Here is a 14,075-nt window from a genome sequence, read left to right on the forward strand (position 1 = left end):
GTCCCCAATGACAGAGTTTTTCAATAAGCCAAAACCAGCCTCACCATTTTAACTGCCACTGCCTTTTAGCCTTGGCGCTGGAGAGGGTTTGCCGAACGCACGGGATGGATTTTTAGGGAGAAACCGCGTGTTTTTTTGGATATGGCTTAATCTCTAAATCGGGGACTTTTCATTTTGGTAAGGATAATACTATGCAAAATAAAGCATCATTGTCGCCGCTCATCATCATCACGGCATTATTTGCCGCGCTGAGCGGACTCTATCTGCTGGGAGGCGGCATCTGGCTGGCCAAGCTCGGCGGTTCGCTGTATTACATCATCGCCGGCCTGGTGTTGCTGGTTACCGCCTGGTTGTTGGCTCGCCGCCGCGCCACTGCCCTGCTGCTGTATGCCGTATTTTTACTCGGCACCACAATTTGGGCGTTGTGGGAGGTAGGCCCGGACTTCTGGGCGTTGACGCCACGTCTGGACGTCACCTTCTTCTTCGGCCTGTGGCTGGTATTGCCGTTTATCTATCACAAGCTGATTGCCAGCGGCAAGTTGGCCTACAGCGCACTGAGTATCGCGCTGGTATTTACCGTCGTAGTGCTGGCCTACGCGGTGTTTAACGATCCGCAAGAGATCAACGGCACCCTTGAACCGGCCCAGGTGAAGGTTGCCCCTCAGGCCTCAGACGCCGATTGGCCGGCCTATGGCCGTACTCAGGAAGGCACGCGTTATTCCCCACTGAGCCAGATCAACGACAAGAACGTCGGTCAGCTCAAGGAAGCCTGGACCTTCCAGACCGGCGACCTGAAAACCGCCAACGATCCGGGGGAAATCACCAACGAAGTGACCCCGATTAAAATCCGCGACACGCTCTATCTGTGTACCCCACACCAGAAACTGTTCGCGCTGGACGCGGCCACCGGCAAGCAAAAGTGGCAGTTTGATCCTCAGTTGAAGTTCAACCCAACCTTCCAGCACATCACCTGCCGTGGCGTCTCTTATCATGAGACCCCTGCCGCCGCAGGCAACGCCACCGACGCCTCGCCGGCACAGTGCGCACGCCGCATTATCCTGCCGGTGAATGATGGCCGCCTGTTTGCTTTGGATGCCGAGACCGGCAAGCCTTGCGCCGACTTCGCCAATAACGGTGAACTCAATCTGCAAAGCAATATGCCGTATGCCACTCCGGGCCATTATGAGCCAACCTCACCACCGGTGATCACCGATAAGGTGATTGTCATTGCCGGTGCGGTGACCGATAACTACTCCAATCGCGAACCTTCTGGCGTGATCCGCGGTTTTGACGTCAACAGCGGCAAACTGCTGTGGGCGTTTGATCCCGGTGCAGATGATCCCAACGCCATCCCGGCGGATGAACATCACTTCACGCCGAACTCGCCAAACTCCTGGGCGCCTTCAGCCTACGATGCCAAGTTGGATATCGTTTACCTGCCAATGGGGGTGACCACTCCGGATATCTGGGGCGGCGATCGCACGCCGAACATGGAGCGCTACGCCAGCGGCCTGCTGGCATTGAACGCTTCTACCGGCAAGCTGGTGTGGTTCTATCAAACGGTGCACCACGACCTGTGGGATATGGACGTACCGGCCCAGCCGACGCTGGCGGATATCACCGACAAGAGCGGCAACAAGGTGCCGGTGATTTATGTGCCGACCAAAACCGGTAACATTTTCGTTCTTAACCGTACCAACGGTGAGTTGGTGGTTCCTGCACCGGAAAAACCGGTTCCGCAAGGCCCGGCCAAGGGCGACCGCCTGTCACCGACTCAGCCTTTCTCTGAGCTGACTTTCCGCCCTGAGAAGAAACTGACCGGCGCGGATATGTGGGGCGCCACCATTTATGACCAACTGGTTTGCCGGGTGATGTTCCACAGCCTGCGTTATGAAGGCACCTTCACCCCGCCTTCCGAACAGGGCACGTTGGTGTTCCCGGGTAACCTTGGCATGTTCGAATGGGGTGGCCTGTCTGTCGATACTGACCGTCAGGTGGCCATCGCCAACCCTATCGCGCTGCCGTTTGTGTCAAAACTGATCCCACGCGGCCCAGGTAACCCAATCGAGCCGCCGGTCGGCGATAAAGGCGGCAGCGGTACCGAAGCCGGCGTCCAGCCACAGTACGGTGTGCCGTTCGGCGTGACCCTGAACCCGTTCCTGTCGCCACTTGGCCTGCCGTGCAAACAGCCTGCCTGGGGTTACATTTCCGCGGTAGACCTGAAAACCAACGATATCGTGTGGAAAAAACGCATCGGTACCGTGCGCGACAGTTCACCGCTGCCGTTACCGTTCAAAATGGGGATGCCAATGTTGGGCGGACCGGTCTCAACCGCCGGGAATGTGTTCTTCATTGGCGCAACGGCGGACAACTACCTGCGCGCTTTCAGCGTGACCAACGGTGAAAAACTGTGGGAAGCACGCTTACCGGCCGGTGGCCAGGCGACGCCAATGACCTATGAGGTCAACGGCAAGCAGTACGTGGTGATTTCCGCCGGTGGCCATGGCTCGTTCGGCACCAAGCTGGGCGACTATATCGTTGCTTACGCACTGCCAGATGAGAAATAATCGTCGAGGATAGACCTATCACAGAGCACGCCGCCTGGCGTGCTCTGTCACCGTAAACACCCCGCAAAAACTTTTCACGCCAGACCGCCCTTTCCCACAATAAATTTCACATTATATATTGATAATGATTATCATTCGCAACATTATGACTACGTTGGCCCCGGCAGTGGCCGACAATCATCTCGATATGACAGGCAGTGAACTGACGGCCGCCTCCGGGCGGCCCTCTTTGGAGACCTATGATTCAACACCGCAGCAGACAAAAAATCGTTATCGCCCCACCCAGCCCTACCGGTACGGGGGATCTTGCATGAGCCAACAACCTTTGACCGCCATGCTGATGCTGGTTTATCTGCTGCTGATGGTGCCGGCGCTGTTTGCGATCGACAACCGCCTGAGCGCTACCCGCTGGGGCCAGGGCCGCCTGGTGCGCAAAACGCTGCAAACCGGGTTTATCATCGCCCTGACATTGCTGTTCTTTAGCCTCATGACATTACTGTATTGATTAATTCGCCGCCACCGGCAGCACAGCCTCCTGTTTTACCACCGCGACCTTGCCGCTCAGGGCAAAGGCCGAGATCAGGGTAAACAGCAAGGCAATGCAGCCGAGGATCAGATACGAGGTTTTAAAGCCGTAGTTGACGTACATCAGGCCCGCCGCATAGGACATGCCGATAGCCGATAGCTGCTTGAAGAAGCAGAAACCCCACAGGTAAATCGATGCGGAAAGATTCACGTTAAACTGGGTGGTGATGTATTTGAAAATGCCCACCAGCAGGAACGGCACCTCAAACATATGCAGGGTTTTGAGGAAAATCACCGCAGTCACCGAGTCCGCCTGAGACGAACCGATAATCCGCACCGACATAATCACCCCGGCAATCAGCAGCGCGTTCTTGCCGCCAATGCGGTTGATGATCAATGGCGCAAAGAACATGATAAAAGCGTTAAGGAACTCGCCCAGCGTGGTGACATAGCCAAACGCCTGAGTCCCGGCATGTCGATCGCTGAAAAACGAAGTGAAGAAGTTGGCGAACTGCTGATCGAACACGTCGTACACGCAGGCCACCCCGACGATATACATCACCAGGCACCAAAACTTGCGCATTTTCAGCAGGCTCAACGCCGCTTTCAACTTGACCGGTTTATGGTTCAGCGCCAAGCCGTCCGCCACCGCCAGCGTGTTGTTTTGCTCAGGTTTGAACATATAAAGCAGGCCGGCCAACACCAGTGCAAAGCTCGACGCCAGCCAAAACGCAAACTGGTTGTTAATGGTAAACATATAGCCAACGATCGACGCGCAAATCGCCCAGCCGATACAGCCAAACAGCCGGGCACGACCATACTCAAACTGGCTGCGGCGGCTCACCTTCTCGATATAGGCTTCAATTGCCGGCGAGCCTCCGCTGCACACCAACCCCAGGTAAATCCCGCACAATAGCGCCCCGAGCACAAAGTTGGTTTGCAGCAGCGGCGAGAAGACATAAATAAACAGCGGTGCCAGAAACAGCAGCAGGAAAATGATCATCCACAGCAGGTGTTTCTTCAGGCCAAATTTGTCGGTGACAAAACCAAAAATAGGTTGGAACACCAGCGCAAACAGCGCCATGCAGGCGAATACCAGACCGGTTTGTTGCTGGTCGAGTTGGTTGACGTCATGCAACCAGATCGGGAAGAACGGCAGCACCGCCCCCATGATAAAGAAATAGAAAAAACAGAAGGCACCGAAGATCCAAAAGTTCTTGTTCTTTAAATAAAACATGGCTCACCATCCCATTTATGACGGCGCAGGAAGCCCCGCGCCTTGTGCGTTTTGAGGAGGTAATACAGTTAGTTTGGCGATCAGTGGTAGGCGGGAAGCCAGTTACCGTGGGCCTCAATCAGTTCATCGCAGAGTTTACGGATATCATCAATCGAAAGCTCGGCTGAAGTATGCGGATCCAGCAGTGCCGCGTGGTAAATCGCTTCGCGTTTACGGGTTACCGCGGCTTCGATAGTCAGCAGTTGGGTATTGATATTGGTGCGGTTGAGCGCCGCCAGTTGCTCCGGTAAATGACCGACGTAACAGGGCGAGATGCCCTGCCCATCCACCAGGCAAGGCACTTCAACACAGGCCTCGGCAGGCAGGTTGGTAATTAAACCGCTGTTGAGCACATTGCCACCAATTTTGTACGGGCGATCGGTTTCCATCGCTTCAATAATGTAAGACGCATACTCATGAGTGCGGGTATGAGTCAGGTTGGCGTCATTAGTCAGCGCCAGCTTGCGTTGCTGCCATTGTTCAATCTGCTCAATACAGCGGCGAGGGTACTCGTCCAGCGGAATGTTAAAGCGCTCAATCAATTCAGGATAGTTGCGCTTGATCCAATAAGGCATGTACTCGGCGTTATGTTCCGAAGACTCGGTGACGTAATAGCCGAAGGTTTTCATGATTTCATGGCGCACCATATCATCATGCTTGCCCTGCAGCGCATTGGCGCGACGCTTGATTTCCGGGTACAGATCCTCGCCATGGCGACGAACGTCCAGCAACCAGGCCATATGGTTAATGCCTGCAATGTGGAACTGGACATCATCGGTAGGCATATCCACGCTTTTCAGCAGCGTCTCTGCACAGACCTGCACACTGTGACACAATCCCACCGTTTTCACTTCGGTATGGCGCAGCATGGCGCCGGTTAAGGCCGCCATCGGGTTGGTGTAGTTCAGCAGCCAGGCATCCGGACATACCGCTTCAATATCCCTGGCGAAGTCAAACATCACCGGAATGGTGCGCAGCGCACGGAAGATGCCACCTATCCCCAGGGTATCGGCAATGGTTTGCTGCAGGCCATACTTTTTAGCAATGGTGAAATCGGTGATAGTGCAAGGATCGTAACCGCCAACCTGGATGGCGTTAACCACATAATTGGCATTTTTCAACGCCGAACGACGATTTTCCACCCCGAGGTAGGGAGTGATCTTCGCCCTGCCGGCGTTAATATTGCGATTGATATTGCTGAGCATGGCGAAAGATTCATTGAGACGGGCGCTATCAATGTCGTACAGCGCGATATCCACCTCTTTCAATGCCGGCGTTGCCATGATATCGCCGAGTACGTTCTTGGCGAAGATGGTGCTGCCTGCGCCCATAAAAGTTACTTTAATCATCCTATTTCTCCGCTGCACTGGTTTTCGATAGGCTGAAATTACCCTGCAATTTCTAAGCCGGATATGGATGAATGTGACCTCATTATGGCGAAAAACGACGCAGCGCAAAAACTGTGAGCCAGGTCTGGATTTGGCGTTTACCCACCTAACGCATGGCCGCTACACTGTTAGCGTGAACAAGAAAACCAGGACATCGCCTGATGCATAAGAGTTTCACCCTAAACCGCACCGACAATATTGAGCTGAATCTGTACCAATATGGTGAGGAGAACTGCGACAAAGGGCACAGCTTCGGCCCGGCGGTGCGTCAGCACTATCTATTTCATTATGTGATAAGCGGAACCGGCGTACTGCACAGCGAATACGGTGCATTTCCGGTAGTTGCCGGAGAGGGTTTTTTGATCCACCCGCACGACGTAACCACCTATCGCGCCGATAAAAAAGATCCCTGGCATTACATGTGGCTGGAGGTCGACGGACTGGTGGCCGGCAAGATTTTCGAAGAGTGCCGCCTGAGCCGCCAGTTCCCGATTTATCGCCCCCGCAAGACTGACGAGACTCCCCAGGCCCTGAGCTACCTGCGACAGCTCGTTAGCCATGATGATGAACATCGATTGAAGACCCTCGGCCTGAGCTATCTGTTTTTTTCTGCGTTGATCGACAATGCGCTACAGGGCAGCGATGAACACCCCAGCGACAAGACGCAACATCTGCACAAAGCGGTCAAACTGATTGAAAACCGTTACCACGAACACCTGACCATTGAACGCCTGGCCGCCTACTGCAATATCAACCGCAGTTACCTGTGCCGATTGTTCAAGGGGGCTTACGGTATCGGGCCAAAGGAGTACTTGCTTAACTTTCGCATGACGCTCGCCACCAGCCTGCTGCGTAACAGCCGGACGGCGATAAAAGTGGTGGGGATCTCGGTCGGCTATGAAAACCAACTGCATTTTTCCAAAGCTTTCAAACAGGTCCACGGCGTATCACCGGCCCAATGGCGGCAGGAAAATCAACCGGACAACGCCCCGCCTTGCCACAAAGGTTAAGCCATCACATCGTTGACCCTTCCCCCCACTCGCTATCGGTCTCTGAGAGCGATGTTCAGAGAAGAAACTTTTCTCTTCACCTTGTGAAGTATTCAATAAGTTAATTAATTAAATCTCACCCTCTCGCATTATTGTGATGAATATCACTAATTTTATCGAGATATCAGCAATAATACTTAAGTGTTTTTTTAGTGCTGTTACCTAAATATTTATCGACTCATTTATCCACTTGCCGTTACGCCCAATATTTGGCGTTGCATCAAAACGACACAGATGCAGCCTCAATTATGACGGGTTTAAATCATAGAGGAACAACTTCAATGTTATTAAAGAAAACCCTTTTGGTATTAGCCTCATGTTCATTATTTTCCACCGCCGCATTGGCTCAGGAGCAAGTTTCCACTACCAAAGATCAGGCTTCGGCACAGCTTAGACACGGTTCTGTCGCTACCCCTATTTCACGCCAATATCAATGTTTTAAAGAAGGCGGATTTTATTGGCCGGCGGACGGTTCAGGTATAAAAGAGAGTGATTGCAGGGCGGCATATCAATACATTTACAATAAATATCTTAACAAGCCCGGCTTTGTTTCACCGAAAAAAGAAGGCAATAAAAATAGCAGCAAGCAAGAAGTTAACCTGATTGAACAGTCTAACTACCAATTCAGGCAATGGAATGAAGTCTCCAAAAACGTCGCCGATTACAACAACCCCGCCGCCGTTAAGGCCGCGATACCCGATGGGCAGCTCTGCTCTGCGGGGAACGTGGGTACCGAATGGGATGACAGAGACAAAGTCTGGAATGACAAGTCAGGGTTGGACGTTAAAGCCCCTTGGCGCACTAGCGATATCCAGAAAAATGCAAATGGTAAAATCGATATTGTTTATGATGCAACGGCAACGCATGATCCAAGCTTCTTTGAAGTTTATATTTCCAAAGCCGATTACGATGCTGAAAAAGCCGAATTAAAATGGAGTGATCTTGAGCTGTTAGGCAAAGTTGAAAACGTGGCTCCGGTGAACCAGCAATATAAATTCGCCGTCGATGCGAAAAACTATACCGGCAAACATGTGCTCTACGTTCGTTGGCAGCGCATAGACCCGGTTGGCGAAGGTTTTTATAGCTGCAGTGACGTCAATATCAAAGGCTGAATATTCATCGCTTGATGCCCGGTTCCTTGGCTGAACCGGGCCTTTCGCATCAGATATCGGATGGGTATTTTTCCGCCACATCAGGCTGTTTTAGCCGCGGATATTTCCACAGCCAACGTCCGCTGACCATACGCCAATAAAACAACGCACCGCGCACCGCCCAATCCATAAACATCCCTAACCAGACGCCGACCACGCCCATCCCCAGCACAATGCCCAGCGTATAGCCGGCCACCACGCGGCAACCCCACATGCCCAGCATCGACACCCACATGGCGAAACGAGCGTCGCGCGCGCCTTTCAAACCGGCGGGCAGCACCCATGAAGCGGCCCAGATGGGCATAAAGGCGGCGTTGAGCCAGAGCAGCACCTTCACCACCTCCTTCACATCATCTTGTTGCGTATAAAACGAGGCGAACATTCCCGCCAGCGGCGCCGTGCCCCAGGCGATCACCGTCAGTCCTATCGTCGCCAGCCAGAAGATGTGCCGCAACTGCCGTTCCGCCTGGGCTATCTGCCCTTTACCCAGACGTTTCCCGACAATAATGGTCGATGCAGACCCCAGGGCGTTGCCCGGCAGGTTGATCAATGAAGCGACAGAGAAAGCGATAAAATTACCGGCGATAACGTTGGTACCCATACCGGCGACGAACATTTGGGTCAGCAACTTACCGCCGTTGAACAACACCGACTCAATGCTGGCGGGGATGCCAATCCCCAACACTTCCCACAAGATGGCCAGCTTCAATGGACTAAAGTAACTTTTCAGCGTGATATGCAACGCCGGGTTAAAGCCGATCATCAGCACGTAGATAATCGCTATCGCGCCGATATAGCGGGAAATGGTCAGCCCCAACCCGGCACCGACAAAGCCCAACCCATGCCAGCCCAACATGCCATAAATCAGGATGCTGCTGATGATGATATTCAGGATATTCATGCCGCCGTTGATCAGCAGCGGGATCTTGGTATTCCCGGCCCCGCGCAACGCACCGCTGCCAATCAGCGCAATGGCCGCCGCCGGATAGCTCCAGACCGTTGTTTGCAGATAAGAAAGCGCCAATGCTTTCACCTGCGGCGTGGCGGCACCGGCGATCACATCAATAATCTGCTCGCCCGCCAAATGGATGCCCACCGCCAGCACCAGGGCCACCAGCGTCATCAACACCAGCGACTGGCGTGCCGCCGAGCGTGCTCTTTTGCGATCGCGCTTGCCCAGGCTGAAGGCCACCACCACCGTGGTGCCCAGATCCACCGCGGCGAAGAAGGAGATAATCACCATGTTGAAGCTGTCCGCCAGCCCGACCCCGGCCATCGCCTCTTTACCGATCCAGCTCACCAGAAAAGTGCTCAGCACTCCCATCAGCAGAACGCAGGCGTTCTCCATAAAGATCGGCACCGCCAGCGGCGTGATTTCACGCCAAAACAGGACGCGATAACTTTTGCGTTTTGGGTACCAGGGGGTATTTTCTACTCGCTGACGCAAGGCGGTATATGGCTTCAAGATCGGCTCATGGGATAAAAGTGAAACAACATTTCAAATAATGAGCGACAGATGCTTATCCTGCAAAGAATATTTTAAACGGAGATGGGGATTGTGGGGTGACGGGCGCCGCATGCCGCGCCCGTGCTTGCGGGGACTACTCCATGTAGTCTTCCTGATCGGACTTGGCTGCGGCAACAAAGTTTGCAGTACGATTGTTCAGCGCGGCACATTTGTCCGTCAGCAACTGACGATCCTCCAGTATGGCCAGATAACGAGCCTGAGCCAGTGCCGGCAACTGCTGATAACCCGCTGCCTGGGTGTCCCAGCCCCGATGTTCCGCCACTCGCATCGCGGTACGTTGCAATTTAACGTCATCCGGGATGTCCGAACGGTGACAGTTTTGCCGCAGGAAGTGACTACCAGCCAGCATGGTGGAAAGCTTTTCCAACTGCACTTGCAGTGGTGGCGGCGGCTGATGTGCCTTTTGCTGGCAGCCCACGAGGAATAACAAGGCCGCAGCGCCCAAAACTGAAGTGCGTAACACAGTCAACATAGTGATTACCCATAAAAAAGTGATGGTTGAAATCAGCTTAGGCGAGCCATGAAATATTGCAAAGTGGCCGGCGGCCTGCTTTCCCGAGGACCGCTTAATTCACCGGCAGCGCCAAGACCTGATCGGTGGTTTTGATTTCAGCAAACACATCGGCTACCCCGGCCAGCGCAGCGCGTTGCAGCACGGCGTGACTCACAATTTGGTTATCCCAGGTAGCCAGATCGCGGGTGGCGGTGGCATCCTCGGGAATAATCACCTCATAGCCCAACGGCACCGCATCGCGCGCCGTTGAAGAGACGCACATATGGGTCATCAACCCACTCACTACCAGCTTCTTGATACCCGCCTGCTTAAGTTGCTTATCCAGATCGGTGCCCACAAATGAACTGGGGGTGGCTTTGGTGATCACCCGATCATTGCCGGACGGCTGCAGATCCGGATGGAACTCGGCGAATTTGCTACCTTCGGCAAACAACGGCCCATTTGCCGGGCCAATATGCCGAATAAAAAACACCGGCATCTTGTGCTGATGGGCAAAACTGACCAACCGTTGCGTGTTCATCAGCGCTTTATTTCCGTCGGGGATGGGCATCTTGCCGATGAAGTATTCATTCTGAAAATCAATCACCAATAGCGCTGTAGCGTTAACCGGTAAAGATGTACTTGCCTGCGCACCGCTCATGGTGCGAATGGTAGGCGCCCTTTGCTTATCATCGGCAAAACCCAGGCTGGAGGTAGCCATCGAGAGTGCCAGTGCAGTACCGGAAATCAGTTTTTTCATTTTGGTTTATCCTTGTGAGAACAACAAAACAGCACGTCGTTTCCTGCTGCGGTCGGGTTCAATTCTGCAGGTTGCAGTGATATGGCAACAGGTAGTCTAATAACCAAAAGCGATATCATCGGGCCAAATCGTCCACATAGGGTTACTGATAAAAAGGAAGCAGTATGGCGCCACTTAAAGTGGGTATCGTGGTTTTTAACAACATCATCCCGTTTCACCTTTCGGTGCCCTGTGCGGTGTTTGAGAAGGCACTGAACAGCAACGGGGAACCGGCCTATCAGCTGTTGATTTGCGCCACCGAACCCGGCCCATTAAAGACCAACGCTGGTTTCTCGATAGTGGCAGATCATGGATTAGCGGCGTTGGCGCAAGCCGATATGGTGATAGTACCCAGCTGGTGCAATCCCGAAGTCCCGCCATCACCACAACTTATCGACGCCCTGCTAGACGCCCATGCGCGTGGTGCTACCCTGGTCGGCCTGTGTGTCGGAAGCTTCGTTCTGGCGGCGGCCGGCTTACTCAACGGCCGTCCGGCAACCACCCATTGGCAATGGATGGCGGATTTTCTGCGACGATATCCCCAGGTGTCGATAGACCAGAATGTGCTGTACGTGGATGACGGCGATATTGTCACTTCCGCCGGCACCGCCGCCAGCATCGACTGCTGCCTGCACCTGGTACGCAAGCACTGTGGTGCGGAGAGCGCCAACGCGGTGGCCAGGCAATTGGTGGTGCCGCCACACCGTCAGGGCGGCCAGGCACAGTTTATTGAGCAACCGGTGTATAACACTGTGGGCGGTGACCGTTTCATGCAAACGCTGAGTTGGGCAACGGAAAATCTGCAGCAACCGCTGACGCTGGATGCACTGGCGGACAAAGCCTGCATGAGTCGCCGCAGCTTTACCCGGCGCTTTCAGCAAACCACCGGCACCAGCGTCATGCCGTGGTTGCTGAATCAGCGGCTGGCGATGGCGCAACGTTTTCTGGAAAAAACCGACCAGCCCGTCGAGCGCATTGCGCAGGCCGCAGGTTTCGCCACTGCGTTGTCAATGCGCAGGCATTTTCAGCGGCAGTTCAAGACGTCACCGTCTTTATATCGCAAGGAGTTTCGCGTTACGGAAAAATAAGCCGGTCATTCTTACTGGTAGCGGTGGAATTCGGTGATGCTGTGAAGGGCTATCTGTGACGGGGATCGTTGAAAGAATTTTATCTAACTGATTGAATAATGGCGGAGAGAGGGGGATTTGAACCCCCGGTAGAGTTGCCCCTACTCCAGTTTTCGAGACTGGTCCGTTCAGCCGCTCCGGCATCTCTCCTTCAAGTGCTTGCTATCATGCCCCTTTTTGCGGCATTTTTACAGGGTTAGCCTCCAGCCGAATGTTCAAGTGACGACTTTACGAGCAACGTGATGATTAAATGGCCGTGGAAAACGCATCAACCGCAGGCGGAGACGCTTGCCCAGTGGCAGGACGCATTGGCAATTCCCCTGCTCTCTCCGCTGGATGAGCGGGAACAACAACGGCTGATCGTCGTTGCCGGGCAGATCTTGCAGCAAAAAAGTATCGTCCCATTGCAAGGGTTGGTGCTGACCTCACAAATGCAGGCGCGTATTGCCCTGTTGTTCGCTTTGCCGGTGCTGGAACTGGGCGCCGAGTGCCTTGACGGTTTCAATGAGATCCTGCTCTACCCTACGCCGTTTGTTGTGGAAGATGAATGGCAGGACGACTTCGGCCTGGTGCACTCCGGGCCGGTGGTGCAATCCGGCCAAAGTTGGGAACAAGGGCCCATCGTGCTCAACTGGCAGGACGTGCAGGACTCTTTTGATCTCTCCGGCTTTAACCTGGTGATCCACGAAGCGGTACACAAGCTGGACATGCGCAACGGCGGCAGTGCCACCGGTATTCCACCGATCCCGCTACGCGATATCGCCGCCTGGGAACATGACCTGCACGCCGCGATGGAGAACCTGCAGGACGAGATCGACATGGTCGGCGAAGAGGCCGCCAGTATGGACGCCTACGCGGCGACCGATCCGGCTGAATGTTTCGCGGTGCTGTCGGAGTACTTTTTCAGTGCGCCCGAACTGCTGGCCAACCGTTTTCCGGTGATGTACCAGCATTTTAGTCGCTTCTATAAGCAGGATCCTCTCGCACGTTTACAGCGGCTTCAGGCTGAAAATGGCGCAGAAGTCCCATAATCCAGCCCGCTTTGCTCAGATGCTGAGCAGTCGCACCGAATAGGCGAATTTAGCGTTGACACATTCTGGGTGGCTGGATATGATGCGCCCCGTTCAGACAATTCCTCTGTAGTTCAGTCGGTAGAACGGCGGACTGTTAATCCGTATGTCACTGGTTCGAGTCCAGTCAGAGGAGCCAAATTCGAAAGACCCGCTTAAGGAGACTTAGGCGGGTCTTTTGCCGTTTGGTATTATTGAATCTCTGACAGAATCAGATTTTATCCATAACGATGCCGCGTTAACGGTGTTGAAGGTATAGCGTCAGAGCTTTCGAGCGGTATACAAATGACTATGGGCATCCAGGCACTCTGTAGATCTCAGAAATCACCTGCATCGTTGCGTCTTCGATCATTCCTTCATTACGGCATAAAAACCAGCCGCGATTTGCAATTTCTCGCTCGAACGCGCGGGTACAAGCAACATGCTCTTCCAGCTTATGAATCACCGTACTGCTTAGCCCACGTGGTCGGGCCGCGGCCCTCGCCCATGAAATATCTGGCGCAGTAACAACCCCGACATGCAGGTCTGGCGTTCGCACGTTTCGTTCAATGTTAAGCTGTAAAATCTCTGCAAATGGAACCATCCGACGAAACGCGGCATCCGAGGGATACCAGCGATCCATCAGGATAATGCTGTCCGCTGGCTGTTTAGTCAGCACGTGCCGGGAAATCCATGCACGGCTATCAGCAAAGCGCTTACAGACCTCCAATTCCAAATCCAGGTTGGGATTTCTGGCGAGTTTGTTAACAAGGGCCATTGTCTCCCCCCTGTAGGGATCGCTTTTTTTCTCGCAAAGTCGGATCACCTTCTTGTTGTCCGCCCTTAGTACTTTCATAATGGCTTCCAACAGTGTGGTTTTACCGGCTCCCTTGGGCCCATCCAGAGCAACAAACAGCTGACGACTCATTGTTCAAATGACGATTGATATAGGTTTTTTGTAAAGCTTGAATCTGGCAAAAGCATCTTACTTCCTTGGTTTGAATAACTGCCTCCCTCTTCGTTCATCGGGGCAGCTGGCGCGTCAGCGCGAATCGGATACAGGGTTTTTATCTACAGACACTGATGAACATTCTGGCAACGGTTCTAACTCACTCGTTCAAAA

12 protein-coding genes and 2 tRNA genes are annotated in these 14,075 nt (G+C 53.7%); 7 read left to right on the top strand and 7 right to left on the bottom strand.

The window, feature by feature from the left end:
• Positions 1–191: 191 nt before the first annotated feature.
• Together M2406_RS10085 and M2406_RS10090 are read left to right on the top strand one after the other, a co-directional pair.
• Positions 192–2,567 (top strand): glucose/quinate/shikimate family membrane-bound PQQ-dependent dehydrogenase, encoded by a 2,376-nt coding sequence (locus M2406_RS10085; protein WP_259189816.1) that lies wholly within the window; start codon positions 192–194, stop codon positions 2,565–2,567.
• A 310-nt stretch (positions 2,568–2,877) separates the two neighbouring features.
• A complete protein-coding gene (locus M2406_RS10090; RefSeq protein ID WP_259189817.1) occupies positions 2,878–3,072 on the top strand; it encodes a hypothetical protein in 195 nt (64 codons plus the stop codon).
• Here the strand turns inward: M2406_RS10090 and M2406_RS10095 are convergent, their stop codons facing one another.
• Together M2406_RS10095 and M2406_RS10100 are read right to left on the bottom strand one after the other, a co-directional pair.
• Positions 3,073–4,329: an MFS transporter gene (locus tag M2406_RS10095; protein WP_012145822.1), complete on the bottom strand. Its 1,257-nt coding sequence runs from the start codon at positions 4,327–4,329 to the stop codon at positions 3,073–3,075.
• An 80-nt stretch (positions 4,330–4,409) separates the two neighbouring features.
• Positions 4,410–5,717: an alpha-glucosidase/alpha-galactosidase gene (locus M2406_RS10100; RefSeq protein WP_259189818.1), complete on the bottom strand. Its 1,308-nt coding sequence runs from the start codon at positions 5,715–5,717 to the stop codon at positions 4,410–4,412.
• 200 nt (positions 5,718–5,917) lie between these two features.
• Between M2406_RS10100 and M2406_RS10105 the strand changes: the two genes are divergently transcribed.
• Entirely contained in the window at positions 5,918–6,766 is an 849-nt protein-coding gene (locus tag M2406_RS10105; protein ID WP_017893334.1) for an AraC family transcriptional regulator, read from the top strand.
• 320 nt (positions 6,767–7,086) lie between these two features.
• Positions 7,087–7,917 (top strand): lytic polysaccharide monooxygenase, encoded by an 831-nt coding sequence (locus M2406_RS10110; protein WP_259189819.1) that lies wholly within the window; start codon positions 7,087–7,089, stop codon positions 7,915–7,917.
• Between the two features lie 49 nt (positions 7,918–7,966).
• Here the strand turns inward: M2406_RS10110 and M2406_RS10115 are convergent, their stop codons facing one another.
• From M2406_RS10115 to M2406_RS10125, 3 genes are all read right to left on the bottom strand, one after another.
• Positions 7,967–9,421, bottom strand: a complete 1,455-nt coding sequence (locus M2406_RS10115; protein ID WP_115184339.1) for an EmmdR/YeeO family multidrug/toxin efflux MATE transporter — start codon at positions 9,419–9,421, stop codon at positions 7,967–7,969.
• 136 nt (positions 9,422–9,557) lie between these two features.
• Complete coding sequence (gene gspS, locus M2406_RS10120; RefSeq protein ID WP_012145827.1) at positions 9,558–9,956, bottom strand: type II secretion system pilot lipoprotein GspS; 399 nt, start codon at positions 9,954–9,956, stop codon at positions 9,558–9,560.
• A gap of 94 nt (positions 9,957–10,050) precedes the next feature.
• Complete coding sequence (locus M2406_RS10125; protein ID WP_259189820.1) at positions 10,051–10,737, bottom strand: cysteine hydrolase family protein; 687 nt, start codon at positions 10,735–10,737, stop codon at positions 10,051–10,053.
• Between the two features lie 164 nt (positions 10,738–10,901).
• Between M2406_RS10125 and M2406_RS10130 the strand changes: the two genes are divergently transcribed.
• Complete coding sequence (locus M2406_RS10130; protein WP_017893338.1) at positions 10,902–11,864, top strand: GlxA family transcriptional regulator; 963 nt, start codon at positions 10,902–10,904, stop codon at positions 11,862–11,864.
• A gap of 99 nt (positions 11,865–11,963) precedes the next feature.
• On the opposite strand, the gene M2406_RS10135 is transcribed toward M2406_RS10130, so the two are convergent.
• Positions 11,964–12,053, bottom strand: a tRNA-Ser gene (locus tag M2406_RS10135).
• Positions 12,054–12,145: 92 nt separating this feature from the next.
• Between M2406_RS10135 and mtfA the strand changes: the two genes are divergently transcribed.
• Together mtfA and M2406_RS10145 are read left to right on the top strand one after the other, a co-directional pair.
• Positions 12,146–12,934, top strand: a complete 789-nt coding sequence (mtfA, locus tag M2406_RS10140) for a DgsA anti-repressor MtfA (RefSeq protein ID WP_115184336.1) — start codon at positions 12,146–12,148, stop codon at positions 12,932–12,934.
• 102 nt (positions 12,935–13,036) lie between these two features.
• Positions 13,037–13,112: transfer RNA gene (locus M2406_RS10145), tRNA-Asn, on the top strand.
• A 150-nt stretch (positions 13,113–13,262) separates the two neighbouring features.
• Here the strand turns inward: M2406_RS10145 and M2406_RS10150 are convergent.
• Positions 13,263–13,880, bottom strand: coding sequence for a dTMP kinase (locus M2406_RS10150; RefSeq protein ID WP_259189821.1), 618 nt, complete (start codon positions 13,878–13,880; stop codon positions 13,263–13,265).
• Positions 13,881–14,075: the final 195 nt, after the last annotated feature.

The sequence above is a fragment of the Serratia sp. BIGb0163 genome (genome assembly GCF_024809935.1).
Taxonomy (GTDB): Bacteria; Pseudomonadota; Gammaproteobacteria; order Enterobacterales; family Enterobacteriaceae; genus Serratia; species Serratia quinivorans.

Coding starts and splice junctions, on each gene's coding strand:
- M2406_RS10085 (WP_259189816.1), top strand. CDS start 192: ATGCAAAATAAAGCATCATTGTCGCCGCTCATCATCATCACGGCATTA.
- M2406_RS10090 (WP_259189817.1), top strand. CDS start 2,878: ATGAGCCAACAACCTTTGACCGCCATGCTGATGCTGGTTTATCTGCTG.
- M2406_RS10095 (WP_012145822.1), bottom strand. CDS start 4,329: ATGTTTTATTTAAAGAACAAGAACTTTTGGATCTTCGGTGCCTTCTGT.
- M2406_RS10100 (WP_259189818.1), bottom strand. CDS start 5,717: ATGATTAAAGTAACTTTTATGGGCGCAGGCAGCACCATCTTCGCCAAG.
- M2406_RS10105 (WP_017893334.1), top strand. CDS start 5,918: ATGCATAAGAGTTTCACCCTAAACCGCACCGACAATATTGAGCTGAAT.
- M2406_RS10110 (WP_259189819.1), top strand. CDS start 7,087: ATGTTATTAAAGAAAACCCTTTTGGTATTAGCCTCATGTTCATTATTT.
- gspS (WP_012145827.1), bottom strand. CDS start 9,956: ATGTTGACTGTGTTACGCACTTCAGTTTTGGGCGCTGCGGCCTTGTTA.
- M2406_RS10125 (WP_259189820.1), bottom strand. CDS start 10,737: ATGAAAAAACTGATTTCCGGTACTGCACTGGCACTCTCGATGGCTACC.
- M2406_RS10130 (WP_017893338.1), top strand. CDS start 10,902: ATGGCGCCACTTAAAGTGGGTATCGTGGTTTTTAACAACATCATCCCG.
- mtfA (WP_115184336.1), top strand. CDS start 12,146: ATGATTAAATGGCCGTGGAAAACGCATCAACCGCAGGCGGAGACGCTT.
- M2406_RS10150 (WP_259189821.1), bottom strand. CDS start 13,880: ATGAGTCGTCAGCTGTTTGTTGCTCTGGATGGGCCCAAGGGAGCCGGT.